At 56.5% G+C, this 23,174-nt stretch carries 20 protein-coding genes; 15 read left to right on the forward strand and 5 right to left on the reverse strand.

Features of this window, described 5'->3' with window-relative positions:
* The first annotated feature begins 130 nt into the window (after positions 1 to 130).
* Both Q5705_11720 and Q5705_11725 read left to right on the forward strand, forming a co-directional pair.
* Positions 131 to 2,308, forward strand: coding sequence for a TonB-dependent receptor (locus Q5705_11720; GenBank protein ID WLI75268.1), 2,178 nt, complete (start codon positions 131 to 133; stop codon positions 2,306 to 2,308).
* Between the two features lie 69 nt (positions 2,309 to 2,377).
* On the forward strand, positions 2,378 to 3,325 hold the full coding sequence (locus tag Q5705_11725) for a nickel/cobalt transporter (protein WLI75269.1): 948 nt from the start codon (positions 2,378 to 2,380) through the stop codon (positions 3,323 to 3,325).
* Positions 3,326 to 3,363: 38 nt separating this feature from the next.
* On the opposite strand, the gene proP is transcribed toward Q5705_11725, so the two are convergent.
* Positions 3,364 to 4,866 carry a glycine betaine/L-proline transporter ProP gene (gene proP / locus Q5705_11730; protein ID WLI75270.1) on the reverse strand — a complete coding sequence of 501 codons (1,503 nt, stop codon included), beginning with the start codon at positions 4,864 to 4,866 and terminating at the stop codon, positions 3,364 to 3,366.
* Positions 4,867 to 5,390: 524 nt separating this feature from the next.
* Between proP and kdgT the strand changes: the two genes are divergently transcribed.
* A complete protein-coding gene (gene kdgT / locus Q5705_11735; GenBank protein WLI75271.1) occupies positions 5,391 to 6,389 on the forward strand; it encodes a 2-keto-3-deoxygluconate transporter in 999 nt (332 codons plus the stop codon).
* On the opposite strand, the gene Q5705_11740 is transcribed toward kdgT, so the two are convergent.
* On the reverse strand, positions 6,386 to 7,258 hold the full coding sequence (locus tag Q5705_11740) for a diguanylate cyclase regulator RdcB family protein (GenBank protein WLI75272.1): 873 nt from the start codon (positions 7,256 to 7,258) through the stop codon (positions 6,386 to 6,388). The genes kdgT and Q5705_11740 overlap by 4 nt on opposite strands.
* Entirely contained in the window at positions 7,255 to 9,609 is a 2,355-nt protein-coding gene (crfC, locus tag Q5705_11745; protein WLI75273.1) for a clamp-binding protein CrfC, read from the reverse strand. The genes Q5705_11740 and crfC overlap by 4 nt, the downstream gene beginning before the upstream one ends.
* A 611-nt stretch (positions 9,610 to 10,220) precedes the next feature.
* Between crfC and Q5705_11750 the strand changes: the two genes are divergently transcribed.
* The 12 genes from Q5705_11750 (at position 10,221) to Q5705_11805 (ending at position 18,876) form a co-directional block, all read left to right on the forward strand.
* Positions 10,221 to 10,556 (forward strand): zinc ribbon domain-containing protein YjdM, encoded by a 336-nt coding sequence (locus tag Q5705_11750; protein WLI75274.1) that lies wholly within the window; start codon positions 10,221 to 10,223, stop codon positions 10,554 to 10,556.
* Positions 10,557 to 10,721: 165 nt separating this feature from the next.
* Positions 10,722 to 11,447, forward strand: coding sequence for a phosphonate metabolism transcriptional regulator PhnF (gene phnF / locus Q5705_11755; protein ID WLI79020.1), 726 nt, complete (start codon positions 10,722 to 10,724; stop codon positions 11,445 to 11,447).
* Positions 11,448 to 11,900 (forward strand): phosphonate C-P lyase system protein PhnG, encoded by a 453-nt coding sequence (gene phnG / locus Q5705_11760; protein ID WLI75275.1) that lies wholly within the window; start codon positions 11,448 to 11,450, stop codon positions 11,898 to 11,900.
* Positions 11,897 to 12,481, forward strand: a complete 585-nt coding sequence (phnH, locus tag Q5705_11765; GenBank protein WLI75276.1) for a phosphonate C-P lyase system protein PhnH — start codon at positions 11,897 to 11,899, stop codon at positions 12,479 to 12,481. Before phnG ends, phnH begins: the two co-directional genes overlap by 4 nt.
* Positions 12,481 to 13,551, forward strand: a complete 1,071-nt coding sequence (locus Q5705_11770) for a carbon-phosphorus lyase complex subunit PhnI (GenBank protein WLI75277.1) — start codon at positions 12,481 to 12,483, stop codon at positions 13,549 to 13,551. Before phnH ends, Q5705_11770 begins: the two co-directional genes overlap by 1 nt.
* Positions 13,544 to 14,392, forward strand: a complete 849-nt coding sequence (locus Q5705_11775) for an alpha-D-ribose 1-methylphosphonate 5-phosphate C-P-lyase PhnJ (GenBank protein WLI75278.1) — start codon at positions 13,544 to 13,546, stop codon at positions 14,390 to 14,392. Before Q5705_11770 ends, Q5705_11775 begins: the two co-directional genes overlap by 8 nt.
* Entirely contained in the window at positions 14,389 to 15,147 is a 759-nt protein-coding gene (phnK, locus tag Q5705_11780; protein WLI75279.1) for a phosphonate C-P lyase system protein PhnK, read from the forward strand. Before Q5705_11775 ends, phnK begins: the two co-directional genes overlap by 4 nt.
* Before the next feature lie 10 nt (positions 15,148 to 15,157).
* A complete protein-coding gene (gene phnL / locus Q5705_11785; protein ID WLI75280.1) occupies positions 15,158 to 15,844 on the forward strand; it encodes a phosphonate C-P lyase system protein PhnL in 687 nt (228 codons plus the stop codon).
* On the forward strand, positions 15,841 to 16,977 hold the full coding sequence (phnM, locus tag Q5705_11790; GenBank protein WLI75281.1) for an alpha-D-ribose 1-methylphosphonate 5-triphosphate diphosphatase: 1,137 nt from the start codon (positions 15,841 to 15,843) through the stop codon (positions 16,975 to 16,977). The genes phnL and phnM overlap by 4 nt, the downstream gene beginning before the upstream one ends.
* Entirely contained in the window at positions 16,974 to 17,525 is a 552-nt protein-coding gene (gene phnN / locus Q5705_11795; protein ID WLI75282.1) for a ribose 1,5-bisphosphokinase, read from the forward strand. Before phnM ends, phnN begins: the two co-directional genes overlap by 4 nt.
* A 59-nt stretch (positions 17,526 to 17,584) precedes the next feature.
* Positions 17,585 to 18,343, forward strand: a complete 759-nt coding sequence (phnP, locus tag Q5705_11800) for a phosphonate metabolism protein PhnP (protein WLI75283.1) — start codon at positions 17,585 to 17,587, stop codon at positions 18,341 to 18,343.
* A 197-nt stretch (positions 18,344 to 18,540) separates the two neighbouring features.
* Positions 18,541 to 18,876: a phosphotyrosine protein phosphatase gene (locus Q5705_11805; protein ID WLI75284.1), complete on the forward strand. Its 336-nt coding sequence runs from the start codon at positions 18,541 to 18,543 to the stop codon at positions 18,874 to 18,876.
* Between the two features lie 16 nt (positions 18,877 to 18,892).
* Here the strand turns inward: Q5705_11805 and Q5705_11810 are convergent, their stop codons facing one another.
* Together Q5705_11810 and Q5705_11815 are read right to left on the reverse strand one after the other, a co-directional pair.
* Positions 18,893 to 20,365 (reverse strand): bifunctional UDP-sugar hydrolase/5'-nucleotidase, encoded by a 1,473-nt coding sequence (locus Q5705_11810; GenBank protein WLI75285.1) that lies wholly within the window; start codon positions 20,363 to 20,365, stop codon positions 18,893 to 18,895.
* A gap of 201 nt (positions 20,366 to 20,566) precedes the next feature.
* Positions 20,567 to 23,131 carry an ATP-binding protein gene (locus Q5705_11815; protein ID WLI75286.1) on the reverse strand — a complete coding sequence of 855 codons (2,565 nt, stop codon included), beginning with the start codon at positions 23,129 to 23,131 and terminating at the stop codon, positions 20,567 to 20,569.
* Between the last annotated feature and the right edge of the window lie 43 nt (positions 23,132 to 23,174).

Here is a 23,174-nt window from a genome sequence, read left to right on the forward strand (position 1 = left end):
AGAACCTGCTGCGTATTTCTCCTCGCACCCGGGTTGTACTCCTGACCCAGGGATGATAATAGTAATCATTATCAATTGATTTTAGCAAGCGCGTAACGGGAACGTTTTTTAAAAAAGGAGAAGGGCATAAATGGAATTTCACTTCTGGCCAGCCATTGGCTGGAGCCTGCTGGCTGTGGCGCAGGCAAGCCGTGCGGTTTTCGCCGCCGACACAAAAGAGGATGTACTGACCGTCGAGAGCACGGTCAATGCGCGTTTTGTACCGGAGTCAAATCGCGCGATCCCGTTTACCGTTAACCCGCTGGACGCACTTGCGCTTGAGCACAGGCAAATAAAAGATTGCCAAAGCTTGTTGTGGCAAACGCCGGGCGTGGCGGTGAATACCGATGGGCAAAACCCCGAATCCTCCATCAAGATCCGCGGCGTCGGCTCAATCAACCAGGTCAGCAATGACGATACCTCTGTGGTCACGATGCTTAACGGTGTTTCCGTCCCGCAGGGCAATCTCACCAACCGCCTGCTGGATATTGAGCAGGTCGATATTCTGAAAGGCCCGCAGGGAACGCTATTCGGGCGCAACAGTGAAGCCGGGGTGATAAACATCATCTCCAACAAGCCGACGGACATTTTTGCCGGCCACGTTGGTGGCGAAGGGGGAACGCACGGTCATGCGCTTGCGCAGATGGTGGTCAATACGCCGCTTACCGACACCCTGAATGGCCGCGTGGCGTTACAGGACGCTCGCCAGGACAGTGCACTTAACAACCAGCAGGACGGCGATAAACCGCTCAGCCGCCCGCAAAATCTCAGCGGACGCGCGAGCCTCGGCTGGCAGCCGGACGAACAAGACAGCCTGTTTTTTACCGCCGATCGTCAACGCCAGCGCCACAATGCCTCGGCGATGACGTTATTAGCCGGTGGCGACAAAATCAGTGTGCCGAAAGGGTCAATTAATGACGGGGGAAACGACACCACCCTGACGCTGAACTGGCAGCACCGCTGGGATACGCTCCTGCTTAGCCATATTTCCGGCTGGGGGGATTATTACCACGTCTCTTCCGGCCCCGCCATTGATGCGCGCATCAGCCAGCGGCTGTTTGGCATCGACTATGATTCGTGGCGGATGTTCAGTAACAAGCAAACACAGTTTTCCCAGGAGTTACGCCTGGGCTCCACCGAAGACAGCCCGTTGTTCTGGGTTTCTGGAATCAACTACCTCCACTCGGGGCGGACACACCGCTTTAACGGCGGCTGGAGCGAAATTCCCGACTGGGATTACGACCCGATGAATGCGCAGATCCACCGTCGTTTTACCCACCACAGCGTGGCGCTGTTTGGCGAAACGACTTTCCCGCTTACGGAGCGGCTGGATGTGACAACCGGCCTGCGCCATAGCTGGGAAAAAACCGATTATCGCGCGCGCTGGCGTGCTAATCCGGGGTACGCCAACCCAGGCGCCACAGCGCAAGCGGATAACCAGTCGCTTAGCGAAGGCTTTTTCACCGGCCGTATTGGCCTTAACTATTTGCTGAGCGATGCGTGGAACGTTTATAGCACCTGGTCGAGAGGCCACAAGCCCGGCGGGTTCAGCAACTGGGACACCAGTATTGCCAGCGGCGAGCCATCCACCCCTTACAAAGCCGCCAGGGTCGACAGTGTTGAACTGGGTGCGAAGGCGCTGATTTCGCAACTCAAGCTGGAAGTTAACCCGGCGTTATTTTACAGCCGGACGCGCAATGACCACTATTTTGCGCTGATCGATCCCAGCCGCAGCTTTGCCACCGTCACGGAAAACTTTGATACCGAAAGCAAAGGCGCAGAGCTTTCCGCAAGCTGGAAGCCCGATGCAGATGTGATGGTCAGCTTAGGTCTGGACTACACGCGGGCGACCATCACCAAACTGCCTGCTAACAGCCAGTCTGGCGGGCGTGAAGGTAACCGCATTCCCGACGTGCCGCTGTGGGGGGCATCGCTCGCGACGGATTATTCTCGCCCCATGCAGCTTGCGGGCTTACCGGTGGTGCTCGATGCCAGCCTGAACTATCGCTACAGCAGCCAGCGGGAAGCCGATGTTGGCAATCATTTCAGGCTGGGCGAGACCCATTTGCTCAATGCCCGTCTTGGGTTTAAAAGCCGCTGGGGCGATGCCTGGCTGTGGTCGACAAATCTGTTGAATCACCGCAGCCCGGTGTACGGGTTCTACTTCCCGGCGCTGGCCCCGCAATATGGCGGAACAGGCCGGAGCGCGCACGTCGGCGCCCTTCGGGAGGGGCGAGTGGCGGGCATCAGCTACCAGTATCATTTCTGAGTAAGCCCGCTGGAGCCTGGGGTATTCACCACCTATACTCCGGGTATTACCCCTTAACTCCGTACGACTATGTCCACGCATCTTCTCACCCGTGACTGGCGCTTGCCCGCGGCGTTTACGCTGCTGGCAGCCGCGCTGGCCGCAGCCTTCACCCTGCATGCCCACTGGGGCGCGTTTTTACAGTGGTGCCTGGCCACGCAAATCACCCTGCACCGCTATCTGGTGATGTACCTGCTGCAACTGAATAACCACCAGTACAGCGGCGGGTTGTGGCTGCTGACCGGCGCGTTTTTTTACGGCGTGCTGCACGCCATTGGGCCGGGGCACGGCAAATTTATCGTCACCACGTATCTGAGCACCAATAAAGAGAGCGAAACCGCCGCGCACGTAATTCCGGTGCTCGGCAGCCTGCTGCAAGGGGTGAGCGCCATCCTGTTCGTGTTTATCCTGGCGATCGGGTTTAACCTTGCCTCGGGGGATCTCAGCGAAAGCCGCTGGTATGTGGAGAAGGTCAGCGCGGTGTTGATTGGCGGCTTTGGCGCCTACGTTATCTGGCAGGCGATGAAAAGCCTCAAGCCGCACAAGTTGACTATTCACGCCATCTCCCACGCCCATAGCGATAGCTGCGGCTGCGGCCATCACGGCGTCGGGGCAACGCCTCACGGCGACTGGAAAACGCGTCTTGGGGTGATTTTGGCTATCGGCGCGCGCCCGTGCAGCGGGGCGATTATGATTTTGCTCTTCTCCAACGCGCTCGGCATTGTCAGTTGGGGAATTGCAGCGGTAATGACAATGGCGTTCGGCACGGCGCTGTCGATTATGGGGCTGTCGCTGGCGGTGCGTTATGCCCGCAACCGGACGGCAGCCTTTTTTGGCAGCGATTCATCTCAGTTAAGCGGGTTAATACCGGTACTGAAAATCGCCGGTGGCGTGGCGTTAATACTGTTTGCGCTGGTGCTGTTTTTAACGGTGATCCCGGTGAGCGCGAACGGGGATTATATTGCGGCGGGATGTTAAAAAAACCCGGAGGGCGCTGCCTTCCGGGTTTCGTTTAATTACTCGTTAATTTTCGGATGCTGCTGTACCAGCCGCGTGCGCTTTTCCTGCAACTGCGCAATCTCTTCGTCGAGATCTTCGATTTTCTGCTCGATGTTATCGTGATGCTCCTGCAAGATTTCCCGCGCTTCCTGGATATCCGACGCCGCCGGGGTCGCCCCTTTCAGCGGCAGATTCGCCGTCTCTTTCATCGTCAGGCCGGTCAGTAAACCAATGGCGGCAATCACCATCAGATAGTAGGCCGGCATCATCAGGTTTTCTGAGCTTTCTACCATCCAAGCCGTCAGGGTCGGTGTCAGGCCCGCAATCAGGATCGAAATATTAAAGGCGCTGGCCAGCGCGCTATAACGGATGTGCGTCGGGAACATCGCGGGTAGCGTTGAGGCCATCACGCCGGTAAAGCAGTTAAGGATCACCGCCAACAGCAGCAGCCCGGCGAAAATCAGGCCAATCACATTACTGTTAATCATAATGAAAGCCGGGATCGCCAGCGCAAACAGCGCCACGCTGCCCAGGATCACAAACGGGCGGCGACCAAAGCGGTCACTTAACAGCCCCATAATCGGCTGCACAAACAACATGCCGATCATGATGGCGATAATAATCAGCACCCCGTGATCTTCAGAGTAGTGCAGGTTGTGCGACAGGTAGCTTGGCATGTACGTCAACAGCATGTAGTAGGTGACGTTGGTAGAGATAACCAGGCCGATACAGGTCAACAGGCTACGCCAGTGTTTGCTGGCAATCTCTTTAAAGGAGACGCGCGGCCCTTCCTGTAGCCCTTCACGATCGCCCTGCTCCAGCTTATCGACATGCTGCTGGAACGCCGGGGTCTCTTCCAATGCATGGCGCAGATAAAGACCAATCAGACCCAACGGCAGCGCAAGGAAGAACGGAATACGCCAGCCCCAACTGAGGAAGTTCTCTTCGCCGACAATCGTAGAAAGCAGTACCACCACGCCCGCGCCGAGCACAAAGCCCGCAATCGAACCGAAATCCAGCCAGCTTCCCATAAAGCCACGTTTGCGGTCCGGGGAGTATTCCGCCACAAAAATAGAAGCACCGGTATATTCGCCGCCGACGGAGAAGCCCTGCGCCATCTTACACAGCAGCAGCAGGATCGGCGCCCAGATGCCAATCGTGGCATACGACGGAATCAGCCCGATACAGAAGGTACTGATGGACATGATCACGATGGTGATAGCGAGAATTTTTTGCCGTCCGTATTTATCGCCCAGCATACCGAAGAACAGGCCACCGAGCGGGCGAATTAAGAACGGAACGGAGAAGGTCCCAAGCGCGGCAATCATCTGCACGCTGGGGTTGGCATCGGGGAAGAACACTTTACCCAGTGCGTAGGCCACAAAACCATAAACACCGAAGTCGAACCACTCCATGGCGTTACCCAGAGAGGCTGCGGTTATGGCTTTGCGCAATTTTGCATCGTCGATAATGGTGACGTCACGAAGGGTAATTGGTTTTATTTTTTTCTTTTTTAACATGCATGTATTCCTCTTTAGACTTTCGCCCTGAACCGCCCGGCTCTCATTCCCTTCAGGCGTTTTTGCGGCTTCTTAGCCTTTCTGTTCAAGCGTAGCAGGTTTACTTACACAGGCTGCTCAAAGCCTGTACAACCGAACCATTTGGGCAGTGAATAACCCGGTTACCCTAACAGAGTTAAAAAATGTGATCAAATTCACATAGTTTTAACTTGCGACAATTACCGCTTGTTTTTACCACTTTTCTCACGCCGTTCTGACCAGCAAAAAATTGCGCTTTTTTACAACTTATTCACAGCAAAAATAAATAAAGAAACATTGATAAATCTTTACGTGGAATATGTGATCGAGATAACTAAAACAATGTTTCATTCTTATTGAATAGATATTCCAAAGTAAGCATGATACGTCCTCAAACAGCAGCGCGAAGAAAGCTCTGATAACTGAATGCTTTAACACATTGAAACTACGAAATATTAATTTTTAGCTTCCTCGTTCATTTCGATGACGAGCAGTGAGGATTCATTATGAAAATCAAGGCCACAATTGAACGTATTCCCGGCGGGATGATGTTGGTTCCGCTGCTGTTAGGCGCAATTATGAATACCCTGGCACCGGACACCGGTGCTTATTTTGGTTCTTTCACCAAAGGCATGATTAGCGGCACGGTGCCGATTCTGGCGGTATGGTTTTTTTGTATTGGCGCATCGATTGATTTACGTGCAACCGGAACGGTACTGCGCAAATCCGGCACGCTGGTGCTGACCAAAATCGCCGTGGCCTGGGTGGTAGCGATGATTGCCGCCTCCTTTATTCCTGATACCGGCATCCAGACCGGTTTCTTCGCCGGGATTTCCGTGCTGGCGATCGTCTCGGCAATGGATATGACCAACGGCGGTCTGTATGCCAGCCTGATGAACCAGTACGGCAGTAAAGAAGAGTCTGGCGCGTTCGTGTTGATGTCGCTGGAATCTGGCCCGCTGATGACCATGGTTATTCTCGGTTCTGCGGGTCTGGCCTCTTTTGAGCCGCACCACTTTGTCGGCGCGGTGCTGCCGTTTCTGATTGGTTTTGCGCTCGGTAACCTCGATCACGACCTGCGCGCCTTCTTCAGCAAAGCGACGCCGGTACTGATCCCGTTCTTCGGTTTCGCGCTGGGTAACACCATCAACCTGAGCGTGATTATGGATACCGGTCTGCTGGGTATTTTCTTAGGCGTGGCGGTGATCATCATCACCGGTATTCCGTTGATTATCGCCGACCGCGTGATTGGCGGCGGTAACGGTACGGCGGGCGTGGCTGCCTCTTCCGCCGCGGGTGCGGCAGTCGCAAACCCGGTGATTATCGCGCAGATTAACCCGGCCTTTGAACCGGTTGCCGCAAGCGCAACGGCGCTGGTGGCCGCGAGTGTGATTGTCACCGCCATTCTGGTGCCGATTATCACTGCGCTGTATGCGAAACGCTTTGGTAACGTACCTGCCCCGGCAAACGCAGCAGAAACCGCCGCCGGGTCTGCCAGCCACTAACGGTCGTCGAATATCTCATCAACCATCGCCGTGGCGATACGGGATGCCGAGCAAAGTCTTGGCATCCCCAGCGCCACGGTTTGCCAGCTCTGCGTGACCGACCAGCAAATCGGGTGGCGTTCGGCATCACTCCAGTCGCCCAGCCAGCCGAGCAGATCTTTGTAATCCATCAATCCCGGTGTTGAAGGCGTTGCCAGCCATTGATGGTAGAAATGGCGCGTCGCCACAGACGCATGAATACCCTGCGCCAGAAAATCGGCCGCCATGGCGCGCAGATTATCTTTCAGCATCGACGCCACATCATTATTGGCTAAGCGACAGGCGTCACCGAACGCGCCCCAGCGCAGCTCTTCCAGCGCGATATAACAGCGCCCGGCCATCGACCAGCCGTCGTAACTGCCCGCACGCCAGTGAGCAAAAACTTGTTCGCTGTGATCTCCCGCCTGCACCGCCAGGCCGCGCTGAGTCAGCGCTTTCTCTTTGAATGCCGTGCGCTGGCTAAAGTGCTTTACCAGTTCGTCGTATTGCTGTTGCGCACCGGGCGTGGCGCTTGCCGGGCGGTGCTGCATGGCGTGCAGCCGTTCGGTGATGCGCGTTAATGCCAGGTGACCGGGGTCAAGCATGCTGGTCAGTTTTTCCGCCAGCCCTAAGCGCAACGCATCGTTTTCATTGAGCATGCCGGACATCGCCCACGGGCGAAGCTGGGTTTGCGCCACTATCTCCTGCGCCAGCCGTTCACGAAACACCTGCTGTTGCGGCACGTCTGGCATCTGGCGTGCCGCGTCCGCGCCTTGTACCAAATCGACGATAAATTTTGGATGAATACACTCCAGAACGCGGGCTGGCCCGTCCAGTAATTGATTTTTCATGGTAATTCTGCCGCGAATAGGGTTTGAATATCGTCGCGTAACAGACGCGCGTCCTCATGGATCCAGTTCGCCGTCCTGATGCAGTGTTGCAGATGCTGTCGCATGGCCGTCACAGAGGATTCGTTTTGCTGGCGGATAGCCAGACTGTTACGCAAACTCTCCTGCAACGCGGTGAGACTTAACGAAAACTCAGCAAAAAAGGTGGCCATTCCCGCCGTCACGGACACATCAACCTGCGCGTTTAACGCTTTGCGAATTTGCTCGCAAAAATGCGCGACATGGTCGATCAACTTTTGGTGCAGCGCACCAACGTCAATCACATAGCGGGTGCGGGTGGCAACATAATCATCCCAGCCCCAACTGGGGTTATTCAGCCAGCGCGACACCGTTTCTCGCACGCTGCCGGGGCGGCTTGCCTGCGCGGCGGTGGTCTCCTGGGGGGCAATCGCATTGCTGAACAGCGCGCGGGTATTAAAATTCAGCGCGCTCGACTGGAACGCCGGGAAGGAGATCCGCGCCCGGAAACCGGTATGACTCAACTCTTCTTTGATCCGCGTTTCGATGGGACGCATCGCATCATTTAACGCACGGGTCAGAATGTTTTCCAGCTCATCAAAACGCAGCGCCAGCTCGCGGCTGATACGCTCCTGCGCCGCCAGTAAAATGGTTTCACAGGCCGAGCGGATTTTGCTTAAAGCCACCTGCGCCTGGCCTTCGTTTTCCAGCACTAACTGACCGGGGCTGAAATGTTCATCAAGGCGCAAATCCGCCTGACTTTCGTTCGCCATCGCCATTAACTGACCATCATGAAACCAGGCATCAATGGCTTCGACAATCTCAAACTGCTGGCCGTGGATAAAAATGTCCGCCGCCGCCAGCGCCTCTTCCACTTCATGCTCCACTTCGTCGCTGACACGCGCCTGGCAAGTGCGCAGCAGCGCCATGTCCTCTTCCAGCCGGGTGATATTTTGTTCCAGCTTTTCATAAGCCACGGTCAGCCCCTGGTAGCGAAAATCCAGATATTCACGGGCGCTTTGGGTGTAATTCAATAACTTATGCGAGGCGGAGCGCAGTGCATACAGCGAGGCATTGGCGTGAGCGGCATGAAGTAATTTGCGGATCGGCTGCTCAAACAGCGAATCCTCCCACAGCAAATTGGCCGCATGGTGAATGTGTTCAATATCATCCAGATCGGCAGAACGCCAGCGGCGACCGAGCGCCGCTTCGGCAAAATCCTGCACCCACGGCTGCGCTTGTGGATCCGGCAACCGACCGTTGTTTTGCAGCTCATGACGCGCACGGTTCGCCAGATAGCCCCACATGGAAGAGACCGGGAAAATCTGCGCCGGGTTGATATTGCCTTTCATCAGCGTGCCGGAAATCAGCGCCCTGACCTGATCTTCGTCGTCGCTGTTTCTGTCCTTTTGATCAAACTTATTCACCAGCGCATACAGCGGCACCGAGCGGCCAACGGCAGAGATGGCGCGGCGGACCTCTTCATCAGAAATGGATTTCAGTTGCGTGTAATCCATAACCGCCAGCACCGCCGAGGCGCGGGCCAGTTGCTCGTTAAGCATCTTCTGCAAATGCGGCTGTCCGGCTTCGTTCGGCCCCGGCGTATCAAGCAGCGTCAATTGGCCGAGTTGCTTATCCAGCCCCGCCAGATGCACGAACTCCACTTCAATCACCGGAATATGTTCAATCGCCGCATAGGCGGAGAAGGGAAAGTCGACGTCCAGCGCTTTGGATAAACGCACTAAGTCGTTGAGGCTTTTTAAGCAGTGAAATATGGGTTGCGCGCCGAGGTAGTGTTTATCAAACGCATCCCCTTGCGCAATGCGCGCCAGCAGCGTGGCCATGTCGCGATCGATCTCAATTTTTTGCGCCAGCTTCTCGCGGTCATAGTTGAACAAACGTGTTTGCAACTGCTGCGCAAGCGCATCAATTGGCCCGACGTGGGAGAAGTGCAAAATAGGCTCTTTCTGACCCGGCGTATGGCGAATTAACGTCGGCAGCGCCGTCATCGGTCGGTTGCGGTTGGGCAACACTTCCGTACCCACAATCGCGTTGATCGTGGTTGATTTGCCTGCTTTCATGGTGCCGACAATCGCCAGCACCATCTCCAGCCGGGTAATTTTGCGTAATTCGTTTTGCAAAGTGGCCTGTTGCGCCTCAACGCCGCGCGCGCTGAAATGCAAAGGCAACACGTTGGTTTTTTCCGGCTGCCCGAGTGCGCTTGTTTCATCAAACGTTGCGGCCGGCATTTGTTTTAGCGCCAGGAGATTATGCAAAGAAAGTTGTAAAAGCCTTTCTGCTTCCTGGCTTAATTCGAAAATTGTTTGTGTGTGCATGTTAAAAGTCTTTCCTTAACGCAAACTTACTTACTTTTATTTAGCCGGGTTGTTTTATTAGTGAAGTTACGGCTTTTATAATTACGTGTGGAAAATATTTTCAAAAAGATAAGCATCTGAAGATAATCAAGAAAATATATTAGTTTTCTCGCAAAAAAGGACAACGATAGCTCTCCGGTCATAAAAACCAGAGAGTTAAAGCTTAGCGCATTTTCAGGAGTCGCCAGGATATATCATCATTTATTTACCCACCCAAAATGAGAGGCAATTATCAGCCAGGAATGGCGGGCTTAGCAGGCATGACAGTCTGGTTATCAAATAACACCGAATGCTGCCTGCCACCTTATATGAATTAGTAATTGCTGGCAATTTCCGCCAGCAATTATTCTAAATATCTGCCATAAGTTCTTTCTCAATGATGCGGTGATATAAGCATCGCTTAACAGAATGGTTGGTTATGTCACGGACATCGCATTTTTATCTTTTTAGCGAAAAAAATAATAACAACGGCAATTGTACGGTTTTGCTGTATAATCGCGGCCTTTCAGGCTTTGTGCCTTTTGTGCCGGTTAACGCCCGGTTCTGTCTGCTCTTTTTTTGAGGTAAACCCTATGCAACTTCCCCACTGTCCCAAATGTCATTCCGAATATACGTATGAAGATAATGGCATGTTCATCTGCCCGGAATGCGCCCATGAGTGGAACGATGCCGAACCCGCTCATGACGCCGATGAATTAATCGTCAAAGATGCGAACGGTAATCTGCTCGCCGATGGCGATAGCGTCACCGTAATTAAGGACTTGAAAGTAAAAGGCAGTTCTTCAATGTTGAAGATCGGCACGAAGGTAAAAAATATTCGCCTGGTGGAAGGCGACCATAATATCGACTGCAAAATCGATGGCTTCGGGCCAATGAAACTGAAATCGGAATTCGTTAAAAAGAACTGATGATTCGCCAGGCGGTTTTTACCGCTTAGCCCCTGTCCGACCCAAGGAGCCCTCTGCGGCTCCTTTTTCTTTATTCATCCCTTCGCAATCAATACATAACCGAATTGCAACATTTGCTCTGCACGATAGGACCACATTTTCTCATCCTGCGGGGCAATGATGACCATGCACTTATCCAGACATCCGACCAGCTACCCCACGCGCTACCAGGAAATTGCCGCAAAACTGGAGCAGGAGTTACGCACGCAATACCGTTGCGGCGACTGGTTACCCGCTGAACAGCAACTGGCTACCCGTTTTCAGGTCAACCGCCACACGCTTCGCCGGGCGATTGATCAACTGGTCGAAAAAGGCTGGGTTCAGCGCCGCCAGGGCGTGGGCGTTTTAGTCCTGACACGCCCGTTCGATTACCCGCTCAACGCACAGGCGCGTTTTAGCCAGAACCTGCTCGACCAGGGCAGCCATCCCACCAGCGAGCGACTGCTGGCGGTGCTGCGTCCGGCCTCCGGCCATGTCGCCGACGCGCTCGGCATTCAGGAGGGCGATAACGTCATTCACCTGCGCACACGCCGCCGGGTGAACGGTATCGCGCTGTGTCTTATCGATCACTACTTCGCCGACCTGCAACTGTGGCCGCTGCTGCAACAGTTTGATAGCGGCTCGCTGCACGACTTTTTACGCGAGCAGGCCGGGATCAGCCTGAAACGCACCCAGACGCGGATCAGCGCCCGCCGCGCGCAGGTCAAAGAGAGCCGCTGGCTGGAGATCCCCAACATGGCTCCGCTGCTCTGCGTGCGCACCCTTAACCATCGCGAAGGCGAGGTCAACGCCACGGAATACTCCGTCAGCCTGACCCGCGCCGACATGATTGAATTCACCATGGAGCACTGAATGCATTTTGATACGCCCACTCGCCAGCGCTGGATGGCGGCGCTCGCTCACGCCACGCCCGAGATGTTGCGCGGAAGAATGCGCACCCTCGGCCTGGCGCCCGTTTATGAACATGTGCGCGCGCCGCAAACGGGCCTAGTGCAAATCCAGGCGCGCATGGGGGCCACCGGCGATCGTTTTTTCCCCGGCGACGCCACCTTAACCAGAGCGGTTATTCGCCTGGAAAGCGGCACGCTTGGCTTTAGCTGGGTGCTCGGGCGCGACAAAGGCCACGCCGAACGCTGCGCCGTCTGCGATGCACTGTTACAGGAACCCTCTTACTTCCAGACGTTGATGGAAACCCTGATTACCCCGCTGGAAGCGGACCGTGGCGCGCGTATTCAGGCGCGCCAGGCCGAAGTCAACGCCAGCCGGGTCGACTTCTTTACCCTGGTTCGCGGAGATAACGCATGACCTTACAACCCGCTTTCGCATCCGCCGTTCACGATGCCCAACACTGTTTTCGTCGCCTGTTAAAAGCGATGAGCGAGCCGGGCGTGATCATTTCACTCCCGCACATCAAACACGGCTGGCCGCCGCTCAACCCGGCCACCACCAGCGTGCTGCTCACCTTAGTCGATAACGACACGCCGCTCTGGCTTTCCCCGGCGCTGGATAACGATCTGGTGCGCCAGAACCTGCGCTTTCACACCAGTGCGCCGCTCGTTGAGCAGCCGCAGCACGCGCTGTTCGCCATTGCCGATCACACGCTCAGCGCCGAACAACTGAGCGCGCTACCGGGCGGCAGTGATATCAGCCCGGAAAACAGCGCAACCCTGATTTTACAACTCCCGGCATTGAGTGGCGGGCGCATGTTGCGCCTGACAGGCCCCGGCATTCAGGAAGAGCGCATGATTGCCCCGCAGTTGCCGGAGTGCATTACCGATGAGTTTACCGACCGCCCGCACGCCTTCCCCACAGGCATTGATGTGATCCTGACCTGCGGCGAGCGCGCGCTGGCTATCCCAAGAACCACGCTGGTGGAGGTGTACTGATGTACGTTGCTGTCAAAGGGGGCGAAAAAGCCATCGCGGCGGCCCATGCGCTCCAGGAGCATAAACGCCGTGGCGATAATGCGCTTTCGGAGCTGAGCGTCGCGCAAATTGCGGAGCAGATGCATCTGGCCGTCGATCGCGTGATGACCGAAGGCGGCATTGCCGACCGGCAGCTGGCGGCGCTGGCGCTGAAACAGGCGAGCGGCGATAACGTCGAAGCCATCTTTTTGCTGCGCGCTTATCGCACCACGCTGCCGCGCCTGGCGGTAAGCGAACCCATCGACAGCGCGAAGATGCGTTTAGAGCGCCGGATTTCGGCGGTCTATAAAGATATTCCCGGCGGCCAGTTACTTGGCCCGACGTACGATTACACCCACCGCCTGCTGGACTTCGCGCTACTCGCCGAAGGCGAAACGCCGGAACTCATCCCCCGCGAAGCAGAGCCAGAACACGCCGCCACGCCCCATGTCTTTAGCCTGCTGGTGAAGGAAGGGCTGGCAAAAGCCGAGTGCGACAGCAACGCTGCGCCGGACGATATCACCCGCCAGCCGCCGGTTTTCCCCTGCTCGCGTGCGTCACGCCTGCAACAACTCGCGCGCGGCGACGAAGGCTATTTGCTGGCGCTGGCCTACTCCACCCAGCGAGGGTACGGGCGCAATCACCCTTTCGCCGGAGAGATCCGCAGCGGCTATATCGGGATTGAAATTGTGCCGGAAGAGCTGGGTTTTGCGGTGAACATCGGTGAACTGCTGATAACCGAGTGCGAAATGGTCAACGGCTTCGTCGCGCCGGAGGATGAGATGCCGCATTTTACCCGTGGCTACGGTTTAGTGTTCGGCATGGGCGAGCGCAAAGCGATGGCGATGGCGCTGATGGATCGCGCCCTGCAAGCCGCCGAGTACGGCGAAGCAATAAAAAGCCCGGCGCAGGATGAAGAGTTTGTGCTGGCGCACGCGGATAACGTCGAAGCGGCGGGTTTTGTCTCGCACCTCAAACTGCCCCATTACGTTGATTTCCAGGCCGAACTGGATTTGCTCAGACAGCTTCAACAGGAGAGACCCCGTGGCTAACGCGCTGACCGGTTACAACTTTGCTTTTCTTGATGAGCAGACCAAACGCATGATCCGCCGCGCGCTGCTCAAAGCGGTGGCGATCCCCGGTTACCAGGTGCCGTTTGGCGGGCGCGAAATGCCCATGCCCTACGGCTGGGGCACCGGCGGGATCCAGCTTACCGCCAGCGTGATCGGCGAAGATGACGTGCTGAAAGTGATTGATCAGGGCGCGGACGACACCACCAACGCCGTGTCTATTCGCCAGTTTTTTACCCGCGTGACGGGCGTGGAAACCACCGAGCGCACGGCCGACGCAACACTTATTCAGACCCGCCACCGCATTCCCGAAACGCCGCTGGCAGAAGATCAGATCCTCATTTATCAGGTGCCGATCCCCGAACCGCTGCGCTTTATCGAACCGCGTGAAACGGAAACCCGCACCATGCACGCGCTGGAAGAGTACGGCGTGATGCAGGTGAAACTGTATGAAGATATCGCCCGCTTTGGCAATTTCACCACGCGCTACGCCTGGCCGGTGCGCGTGAATGAACGCTACGTGATGGATCCGTCGCCCATCCCGGCGTTTGATAACCCGAAAATGCATATGACGCCCGCCCTGCAACTGTTTGGCGCGGGGCGCGAAAAGCGTATCTATGCCGTGCCGCCGTTTACGCCGGTGGTGAGCCTCGATTTTGACGATTACCCCTTCGCGCCGCAGAAATGGGATCACCCCTGTGCCATTTGCGGCTCGACCCACAGTTATCTCGACGAAGTGGTGCTGGATGATACCGGCACGCGCATGTTTGTCTGCTCCGATACCGATTACTGCCGCCAACAGAGCGAGGCTTTACGCAAATGACCCAACCGCTGCTTACGGTGAACCACCTTTCCCATCTTTATGCGCCAGGCAAAGGCTTTCACGATGTGTCGTTCGATTTGTGGCCGGGCGAAGTGCTGGGCATTGTCGGCGAATCCGGCTCCGGCAAAACCACCCTGCTGAACGCCATTTCGGCGCGGCTGGTGCCGCAACAGGGCACCATCACCTGGCAGAACCGCGATCTCTACGCGATGAGCGAAGCTGCGCGCCGCCGCCTGTTGCGCACCGAATGGGGCGTGGTGCATCAACATCCGCTCGATGGCCTGCGCCGCCAGGTGTCCGCCGGGGGCAATATCGGCGAACGGCTGATGGCGACCGGCGCACGGCATTATGGCGATATCCGCGCCCGCGCCGAACAGTGGCTTGATGATGTGGAAATTCCGCCGTCGCGCATTGATGACCTGCCCACCACCTTTTCCGGCGGGATGCAGCAGCGTTTGCAAATCGCCCGCAACCTCGTCACACAACCCAAACTGGTGTTTATGGATGAACCCACCGGCGGGCTGGATGTGTCGGTGCAGGCGCGTTTGCTGGACTTACTGCGCGGGCTGGTGGTGGAGATGAACCTTGCGGTGGTGATGGTGACCCATGATTTGGGCGTCGCGCGCCTGCTGGCAAACCGCCTGCTGGTGATGAAACAGGGTCAGGTGGTGGAAAGTGGGTTAACCGACCGCGTACTCGACGATCCCCATCACCCGTACACCCAATTGCTGGTCTCCTCGGTATTGCAAAATTAAGGAGTGGATGATGACTGTGTTGCGTGTGGAAAATGTCAGCAAAACCTTTGTCCTGCATCAGCAAAACGGCGTGCATCTGCCGGTGCTGCGCGAAACGTCGCTCACTGTCGACGCCAGTGAATGTGTGGTGCTGCACGGCCATTCCGGCAGCGGGAAATCGACACTTTTACGATCGCTGTACGCCAATTATTTGCCGGACGCCGGGCATATTTATGTCAAACATGATGATGAGTGGGTGGATCTGGTACAGGCTCCGGCGCGAAAAGTGCTGGATGTGCGCCGTCACACCATTGGCTGGGTCAGCCAGTTTTTACGCGTTATTCCCCGCGTGAGCGCGCTGGATGTGGTGATGCAACCGCTGCTGGAAAAAGGCGTGTCGCGCGAAGCGTGTGCGCAAAAAGCAGGCGAGTTGCTCACCCGGCTGAATGTGCCAGAACGTTTGTGGCACCTTGCGCCCGCAACGTTTTCCGGCGGCGAGCAGCAACGCGTCAATATCGCCCGCGGTTTTATCAATGAGTACCCGATTTTACTGCTCGATGAACCTACTGCGTCACTGGATGAAAAAAACAGCGCCGCCGTCGTTGAACTGATCGCGCAGGCCAAAGCGCGCGGCGCAGCGATTGTCGGCATCTTTCACGATGGCAGCGTGCGCGAGCATGTTGCCGACCGCCTCTATCCGATGGGTAGCCACGCATGATTATCAACAATATCAAACTGATCCTCGAAGACGAGGTGGTCAGCGGTTCGCTTGAGATGCGCGACGGTATTATCCGCGCGTTTGCCGAAACCCAAAGCCAACAACCTGGCGCGCACGATGGCGACGGCGGCTGGCTGCTGCCCGGTCTTATCGAACTGCATACCGATAACCTGGATAAATTTTTCACCCCGCGCCCGAAAGTGGACTGGCCTGCGCACTCGGCGATGAGCAGCCACGACGCGCTGATGGTCGCCAGCGGCATTACCACCGTGCTGGATGCAGTGGCGATTGGCGATGTGCGCGACGGCGGCGACCGGCTGGAGAATCTGGAGAAGATGATCAATGCCGTGGAAGATTCACAAAAACGCGGCCTCAACCGCGCCGAACACCGGCTGCATTTACGCTGCGAATTGCCTCATCACACCACGTTGCCGCTGTTTGAAAAACTGGTTGGCCGCGAGCCGGTCTCGCTGGTGTCGCTGATGGATCACTCGCCAGGCCAGCGCCAGTACGCCAGCTATGAGAAATACCGCGACTATTATCAGGGCAAATATCATCTCACTGACGAACAGATGGATCAATTTGAGCAGGAGCAACTGGCGCTGGCCGCCGAGTGGTCGCAGCCCAACCGGCTGGCGATTGCCGCCATGTGTGGCGCGCGCAACCTGCCGCTTGCCAGCCACGATGACGCCACGCGCGATCATGTGGTGGAATCCCACCAGTTAGGCAGCGTGATCGCCGAATTTCCCACCACTTTTGCCGCCGCAGAAGCCTCCCGCGAGCACGGTATGAGTGTGCTGATGGGCGCGCCGAATATCGTGCGCGGCGGTTCCCACTCCGGCAATGTGGCAGCCCATAAACTGGCGCAGCTTGGCATGCTCGATATTTTGTCGTCCGATTATTACCCCGCCAGCCTGCTCGATGCGGCGTTTCGCGTGGCGCTGGATGAGCAGAATGCATTCACCTTGCCACAGGCCATCCATCTGGTGACGAAAAACCCGGCACGGGCGCTGAAGCTTGACGATCGCGGCGTGATTGCCGAAGGCAAGCGGGCGGATCTGGTTCTGGCGCACCACAAAGGTGACCATGTGCACATTGACCATGTCTGGCGCGAGGGGAAAAGGGTGTTTTGATGGGCAGACTGATCTGGTTAATAGGGCCATCCGGCGCGGGAAAAGACACGTTACTGGCGGCGCTGCGCCAGCGGGAGCATCCGCAGTTGCTGGTGGCGCACCGCTATATCACGCGCCCGGCCAGCGCCGGTAGCGAAAACCATATCGCCCTGAGTGAAAAGGAATTTTTTACCCGCGCCGGGCAGCATCTTTTTACCCTGAGCTGGCATGCCAACGATCTTTACTACGGTATCGGCGCGGAAATAGACCTCTGGTTACAGGCCGGTTTTGATGTGGTGGTGAACGGTTCGCGCGGGCATCTGCCACAGGCGCAGGCACAGTATGGCGACCAGTTGCTGCCGGTCTATGTGCAAATATCGCCAGAGATTTTGCGCCAACGGCTGGAAAAGCGCGGGCGCGAGAGCGAAACGGAGATTGCCGCGCGGCTGGAAAGAGCGGCGCGTTACACCCCCGACGGGTGCCTGACGCTGAATAATGACGGAAGTTTGCTACAGTCAGTTGAAGGACTGGTCACGCTGATCCGCGCGCAACAAGGGAAAAGTGCGTAATGATGTCGGCGCAGCCACCTGCGCCGGTTACGTCTACTCAACCGTTATAGCGAGGCGTTATGAGCCTGACAATTATCCTTACCGGCACCGGCGGCGCACAGTTAGTACCGGTTTTCGGCTGCGACTGCGCCGCCTGTCGCCGCGCCCGCCTGAATGAAGCTTATCGGCGCAAGCCCTGTAGCGGCGTGGTGCAATTTAACGATGCGGTGACGCTGCTCGACGCCGGTATGCCGGACCTGATGGACAGATTTCCCGCCGGGCACTTTCAGCAGTTTCTGCTCACCCACTACCATATGGATCATGTGCAGGGTCTGTTCCCGCTGCGCTGGGGCGTGGGTGAAAAAATCCCGGTTTACGGCCCGCCGGACGAAGAAGGCTGCGACGATCTGTTTAAACACCCCGGTCTGCTCGATTTCAGCCATACGGTTGAGCCGTTTGTGGTGTTCGACCTGCAAGGTTTACAAGTCACCCCCCTTCCCCTTAACCACTCGAAATTAACCTTTGGCTACCTGCTGGAGTCGGCGCACAGCCGGGTGGCATGGCTGACGGATACCGCCGGGTTACCTGACAAGACGCTGAAGTTTTTGCTTAATAATCGCCCACAGGTTGTTGTCATAGATTGTAGTTATGAGCCACGCGCGGAAATTCCGAAAAACCACAATGATTTAAGTGCTATTGTCGCCCTTAACGCGGTAATTGGTTGTCCAAGAGTTATCCTAACGCATATCAGCCATGTCTTTGATCAATGGATGATGAAAAACGCGCTGCCGACAGGGTTTGAGGCGGGTTATGATGGTCAGCGGATTGTGCTAGATTAGACCGCATATTACGGATATATTCGTCCCGCAGCGCCCTGCGGAGCCGGGACGAATTGCAGCAGCCTGTAATGAGGTCGTTTGAAGGATAAAGCGGACAGACTCGCACCGAGGGTTGCGTATATCGCAGCTGGGTCTTAATACCCGCGTGTGACAATAGTTGATAAGCTCAACGCGGCTTTGAAGAGTATTAACTTGCCATGAATGTGCTTTTTATTTGCAGCCGGAACCAATGGCGCAGCCCCACGGCTGAGCATGTGTTTCGTCGCTATCCAGGGCTGAATGCCCGCTCCGCTGGCACGCTACGCCAGGCAAGAAAAACCGTCTCGCCTGCCATTATTTCCTGGGCAGATGTTATTTGCGTCATGGAAGAAGAACACAAAAGCCGGATCCTGACCGACTTTAGCCGTCTGGTGCAGCATAAACCGGTGTATGTGCTGAATATCCCGAATCATTACCATTTTATGGACCCGCAACTGGTTGCCCTGCTGGAAGATATTGTTCCATTGCGGCTTGGGCTGCGAGTCCCTGCCTGAACGCGTTAAAACCAAATCACCCCGCCGGGTGAATAAAATTTACGCGTGCTGTGGGTGGAGACAATGTCGGATGTTTGTTGATGTAGTCCGTCAGTAAAGTCGCCATCGGCACATCATATCGTTCGCGAATCGCTATTTCGCGAATACCAAAATCGCTGACCTGTTCGTTACAGGCCACTCGATACGTTTTGTCCAGCGCCAATGGTTTGCCGTTAACCAAAATTGCCGTCATGCGGGAACCCGCCGGTTGGGCGAAATCCACTGTGAAAGTCATGCCGCTGACGTGAGCATACGCGCCAGAAATAATGTTCTGTTGCAGATAATTATGCTCAATAAAATCTTTGATCTGTTGGCCGGTCATTTCTCGGGTGACCAGCGGCAGACGAAACGGCAGCGCATTTAATACCTGCCCGTAAGTCACCGGCCCGGCCTGGATGCTGTCACGCAAAAACGCGCCGACGGTAAAGGCGATATCCGCTTTGGTGTATTCCCGCTCCGCATCGGCCATCACCGAACCCAGATTAGTCTGCCCGGAACGCACATGTTTGCGCTCGCCATCAAGGGTAAAAGGCAGCGTCATGACGACCTGGCTGAGCATTTCAGCGTTATCGGCCTGCGCCTGGTCGATGCAGGCCTGCGTTTCGCCATCGGCTTTGACGGAGGCTAACGCCGCCACATCCAGCAGTTTTTCATTCCACGCGACAATTTTCTTATCTTTCACCGTTAAGCGCAGTTGCCCGAGATAGTCGCCATATTGCCCGGCGTTAACCATCACGGTTTTGCCCATCTGTTTGCCCCCTTGCACGGCAATATGGTCATGACCGTCCACCAGCACATCGATCTCCGGCACGACGGCCACCAGTTTCATAATGTTGACGTCCGGGTCGGTTTTGCCGATATGCGCCAGCACAATAATCAGATCGCTCTGGTCTTTAACCTGCGCCACCGTCTCCTGTACCGCTTTGATCGGATCGCTGACGCTAAACCCGGCCAGTTTATTTTCCGTGGTGGCGACCATCGCATTCAGCGGCGAGACGCCGATAATAGCGATATTCAGCCCGGCAACTTTTTTGATAATAAAGGGACGAAAGGCAAGTTTATTCTGATAGTGAATATTGGCAGAGACAAACGGGAAATTGGCTTTATCCCGCAGGGACAACACTTCCGGCCCGCCGAAAATAAAGTCTGCATTGCCCGGCGTAAAAGCATCATAAGCCATGGTATTCATCGCGCGGACATTGGGTTCACCCAGCGCCAGGTCTGTTACCGGCATTCCGCTCATCGCATCACCGACATCCAGCAACAGCACATTCGGCGAGTTATTACGTAATGTTTTAACGTAAGCGCTTATTTTACCGTAACCAATGCCCTCCTCACTCATGCCGCGCCCGTGGGTATCTCCGGTGTGCAGAAGCGTCAGTTCTACTTCACTTGCCTGTAGCGAACAGGCGCTGAAAAGCAGAAAAAATGCCATTAATCCTTTTCTCATTTTTATTTCCTTTTATTTTTTTCCGACGTAGAAAAACAAAAAAACCTGAAACTCACAAACCGGGTGAAATAAACCGGCGTGGGTTTCAGGTTTAGCCTTTATCGCGTCACTATCCTGACGGCGGATAATTTATCGGGCGTGATGCGATGTAGCAAGCAGACTTTTCTTCGCACTGTGAAGCCAGTCACTGGAAACGTCGTACTAGGCGGCGATACGCCGCAACGCCTGGGCAAGTTGCAGCCGGGTAAACGGTTTGCGCAACAGTTCGACATCCGGTAGCGCCGGGTTATGCACCGGGCGCAGATCCTGGCCGCTAATCAGCAGCAACGGTAAATGGGGATAATGTTGGCGCGCGGCGCTGATCACCTCCGCGCCGCTTAGCCGCCCCGGCAGCATTAAGTCGCTGATTAATGCGCCGATGTCCGCTGATGCGCCCAGCATCTGTAAAGCCTGTTCGCCGCTCTCTGCCTCCAGCGTCAGATAACCGAGTTCATGAAGCTGCTCGCAGAGCGTCTGGCGCACATCGGCTTCATCTTCCAGCACCAGAATCAGCGTGTCGCGGTTATCGCTGCCTTGGGCAATATCCGGCTCAACGGCGCTGGTGACCTGCACCGCCGCGCGTGGCAGTTGCAAACGCACCGTTGTCCCCTGCCCAGGCGCACTTTCGATTTCGACCCGCCCGCCGGACTGGCGCACAAAGCCGTAGACCATCGACAGGCCAAGCCCGCTGCCGCTGCCGGTCTGTTTGGTGGTAAAGAAGGGTTCAAACACCTGCGCTTTCACCTCTTGCGACATGCCGCAACCGCGATCGATAACCTCCAGCGCCACCATATCCTGCTTGCGCCCGTCGCTGCGCGTCACGCGCTGGTTCCAGGTGCGTATTTTAATCACGCCGCTTTGTCCCTCCATCGCATCGCGGGCGTTCATCACCAGGTTGATGATGGCGTTTTCCAGCTGCCCGACGTCAATCCACGCTGGCCATGCCGGATGCTGGGCTTCAATTGCCAGCGTCAGCGTGGCGGGCAGCGAGTGGCGCATCAGCTCGCCGAGATTTTCCAGCAGCGCCTGCATCTCTACCGCGTGCGGATGCAGCGATTGCTTGCGGGAAAACGCCAGCAACCGCTGAGTCAGCAATGCGCCACGCTCGGCGGCTTTCAGCGCCCGCGAGATACGCGCCGCATCGGGTAAGTCCGTTGAAACCAGTTCCAGGCTGCCGATAATCACCGCCAGCAGGTTGTTAAAATCATGGGCTAACCCGCCCGTAAGCTGGCCGACCGCTTTCATCTTCTGGCTATGCAGCAGCGCCTCTTCCAGCCCTTTGCGCTCGGTGCGATCCAGCACCACATTGACCATCCCGCGCCCCGGCACCGGGCTGAAACGCAGTTCAATGGTGCGGTTATCCGCCAGGCGCAACTCCTGGGTTTTTGGGATCGGGCGCGTCAGGTTTTCCTGCACATGACCAGGGAGATCGCTCACCAGCCGCAGCAGGCTCTGATAGTGCTGCCCGCGCTGGAGCGCCCCGTCGCCAAGCCCCAGCAGCAGCGGATATTGCGGGTTCCACACCACCAGATTCCCCTGATTGTCGAACAGGGCAAAGCCGTCACGCATCGCATGAAACGTGGTTTCCAGTTGCGTGCTTTTCTCTTTTAACAGTTTTGAGGTGTGCTCAAGCGAGGCGGTATTGCGGGCAAAAACGTTAAACGCCCGCGCCAGTTCGCCCAGTTCGTCGCGCCGTTGCAACCCAGGCACGGAAACGTCCTGCTCGCCGTGGGCCAGCCGCGACATGGCGCGGGAAATGGCGGTAAGGTTCGACCCCAAATTGCGGTAGATATACCAGCCCGCAAAGCCGGTAATAATCAGCGCCAGCAGGGCGAAGACGCTGATAAAGACGATGATCGAGCGCAACTCCTGGTGGCTTTGCGCCGTGCGCTGCTCAGAGGCCTGCGCCACTTCGGCAACGTACTGATTAATATCGCTGTTCAGCAGGGCGACCAGCGCTTTGATATGAAACATCGACCAGCTAATCGCCAAATCGCTCGCTTCAAGCTGGCGCGAGAGCGGCTCCAGCTTGCGCAACTCCGCGCTGAAATCCGGCAGGATAAACGTCACCAGCGGATCACTCGCACGAATGGGCAATTGCGCCATTACTGCCGTCAGTTGTGCAATGGTGGCGCGTGGCGACGGGGTTTCAATGGCGGCGATAATCAGCCGGTCCATCTCTGCCAGCAGGCGCGGGTCAGGAATGTTTCCGTTATCGCGCAGGGCAATATCCTGCAAATGGCGCAAATAACTTTGGTTCTGGTAGAGGGAACTGAGCAGCGCGTTACGCTCCAGATGGCGGCGCTGGCCGCGTTGCAGCATCTCGGTGACGCTTTGCTGAAGTTCATGGCTGCGCCCGGTAATTTGCGCCACCAGTTGCGGCTCCACGCTTGCCAGCGGCGCATTCGCCAGTTGGCCAAGTGAGCGTTGCAATGCGCTTTGCGTCGCTTTCAGGCGCTCGGCTTCCCCTTTGTACTCCAGCGCGCCCACCACCTGCGACAGGCGCACCGCCGCAGTGGCGACGCTTGCGGTGTCGCGCGCCAGGTTCATGCTGCTGGTCATATCATCCAGCGTCTGCTGTTGCACCTGTTCCTGAATCTGGCTGGCATGGCGAAAACCGAGCACCGCCACGCCGCAGACCATTAACGTCACTGCCACCACCAGCAAATTAAAAAACAATAACCGCCCACGGGCGCTGGTGAAAAAAGGGTTGGTGCGCTGCGGCATAGCGGCTCCAGGAGAAGTCAGAACGGTTGCGTGGCGTAACTAT

The organism is Kosakonia sp. H02 (assembly GCA_030704225.1).
In the GTDB taxonomy this organism is placed as follows: domain Bacteria; phylum Pseudomonadota; class Gammaproteobacteria; order Enterobacterales; family Enterobacteriaceae; genus Kosakonia.

Coding starts and splice junctions, on each gene's coding strand:
- Q5705_11815 (WLI75286.1), bottom strand. CDS start 23,131: ATGCCGCAGCGCACCAACCCTTTTTTCACCAGCGCCCGTGGGCGGTTA.
- Q5705_11740 (WLI75272.1), bottom strand. CDS start 7,258: ATGAAAAATCAATTACTGGACGGGCCAGCCCGCGTTCTGGAGTGTATT.
- phnM (WLI75281.1), top strand. CDS start 15,841: ATGATTATCAACAATATCAAACTGATCCTCGAAGACGAGGTGGTCAGC.
- Q5705_11725 (WLI75269.1), top strand. CDS start 2,378: ATGTCCACGCATCTTCTCACCCGTGACTGGCGCTTGCCCGCGGCGTTT.
- Q5705_11720 (WLI75268.1), top strand. CDS start 131: ATGGAATTTCACTTCTGGCCAGCCATTGGCTGGAGCCTGCTGGCTGTG.
- phnF (WLI79020.1), top strand. CDS start 10,722: ATGCACTTATCCAGACATCCGACCAGCTACCCCACGCGCTACCAGGAA.
- Q5705_11810 (WLI75285.1), bottom strand. CDS start 20,365: ATGAGAAAAGGATTAATGGCATTTTTTCTGCTTTTCAGCGCCTGTTCG.
- crfC (WLI75273.1), bottom strand. CDS start 9,609: ATGCACACACAAACAATTTTCGAATTAAGCCAGGAAGCAGAAAGGCTT.
- phnL (WLI75280.1), top strand. CDS start 15,158: ATGACTGTGTTGCGTGTGGAAAATGTCAGCAAAACCTTTGTCCTGCAT.
- kdgT (WLI75271.1), top strand. CDS start 5,391: ATGAAAATCAAGGCCACAATTGAACGTATTCCCGGCGGGATGATGTTG.
- proP (WLI75270.1), bottom strand. CDS start 4,866: ATGTTAAAAAAGAAAAAAATAAAACCAATTACCCTTCGTGACGTCACC.
- phnG (WLI75275.1), top strand. CDS start 11,448: ATGCATTTTGATACGCCCACTCGCCAGCGCTGGATGGCGGCGCTCGCT.
- Q5705_11750 (WLI75274.1), top strand. CDS start 10,221: ATGCAACTTCCCCACTGTCCCAAATGTCATTCCGAATATACGTATGAA.
- phnK (WLI75279.1), top strand. CDS start 14,389: ATGACCCAACCGCTGCTTACGGTGAACCACCTTTCCCATCTTTATGCG.
- phnP (WLI75283.1), top strand. CDS start 17,585: ATGAGCCTGACAATTATCCTTACCGGCACCGGCGGCGCACAGTTAGTA.
- phnH (WLI75276.1), top strand. CDS start 11,897: ATGACCTTACAACCCGCTTTCGCATCCGCCGTTCACGATGCCCAACAC.
- Q5705_11770 (WLI75277.1), top strand. CDS start 12,481: ATGTACGTTGCTGTCAAAGGGGGCGAAAAAGCCATCGCGGCGGCCCAT.
- Q5705_11805 (WLI75284.1), top strand. CDS start 18,541: ATGAATGTGCTTTTTATTTGCAGCCGGAACCAATGGCGCAGCCCCACG.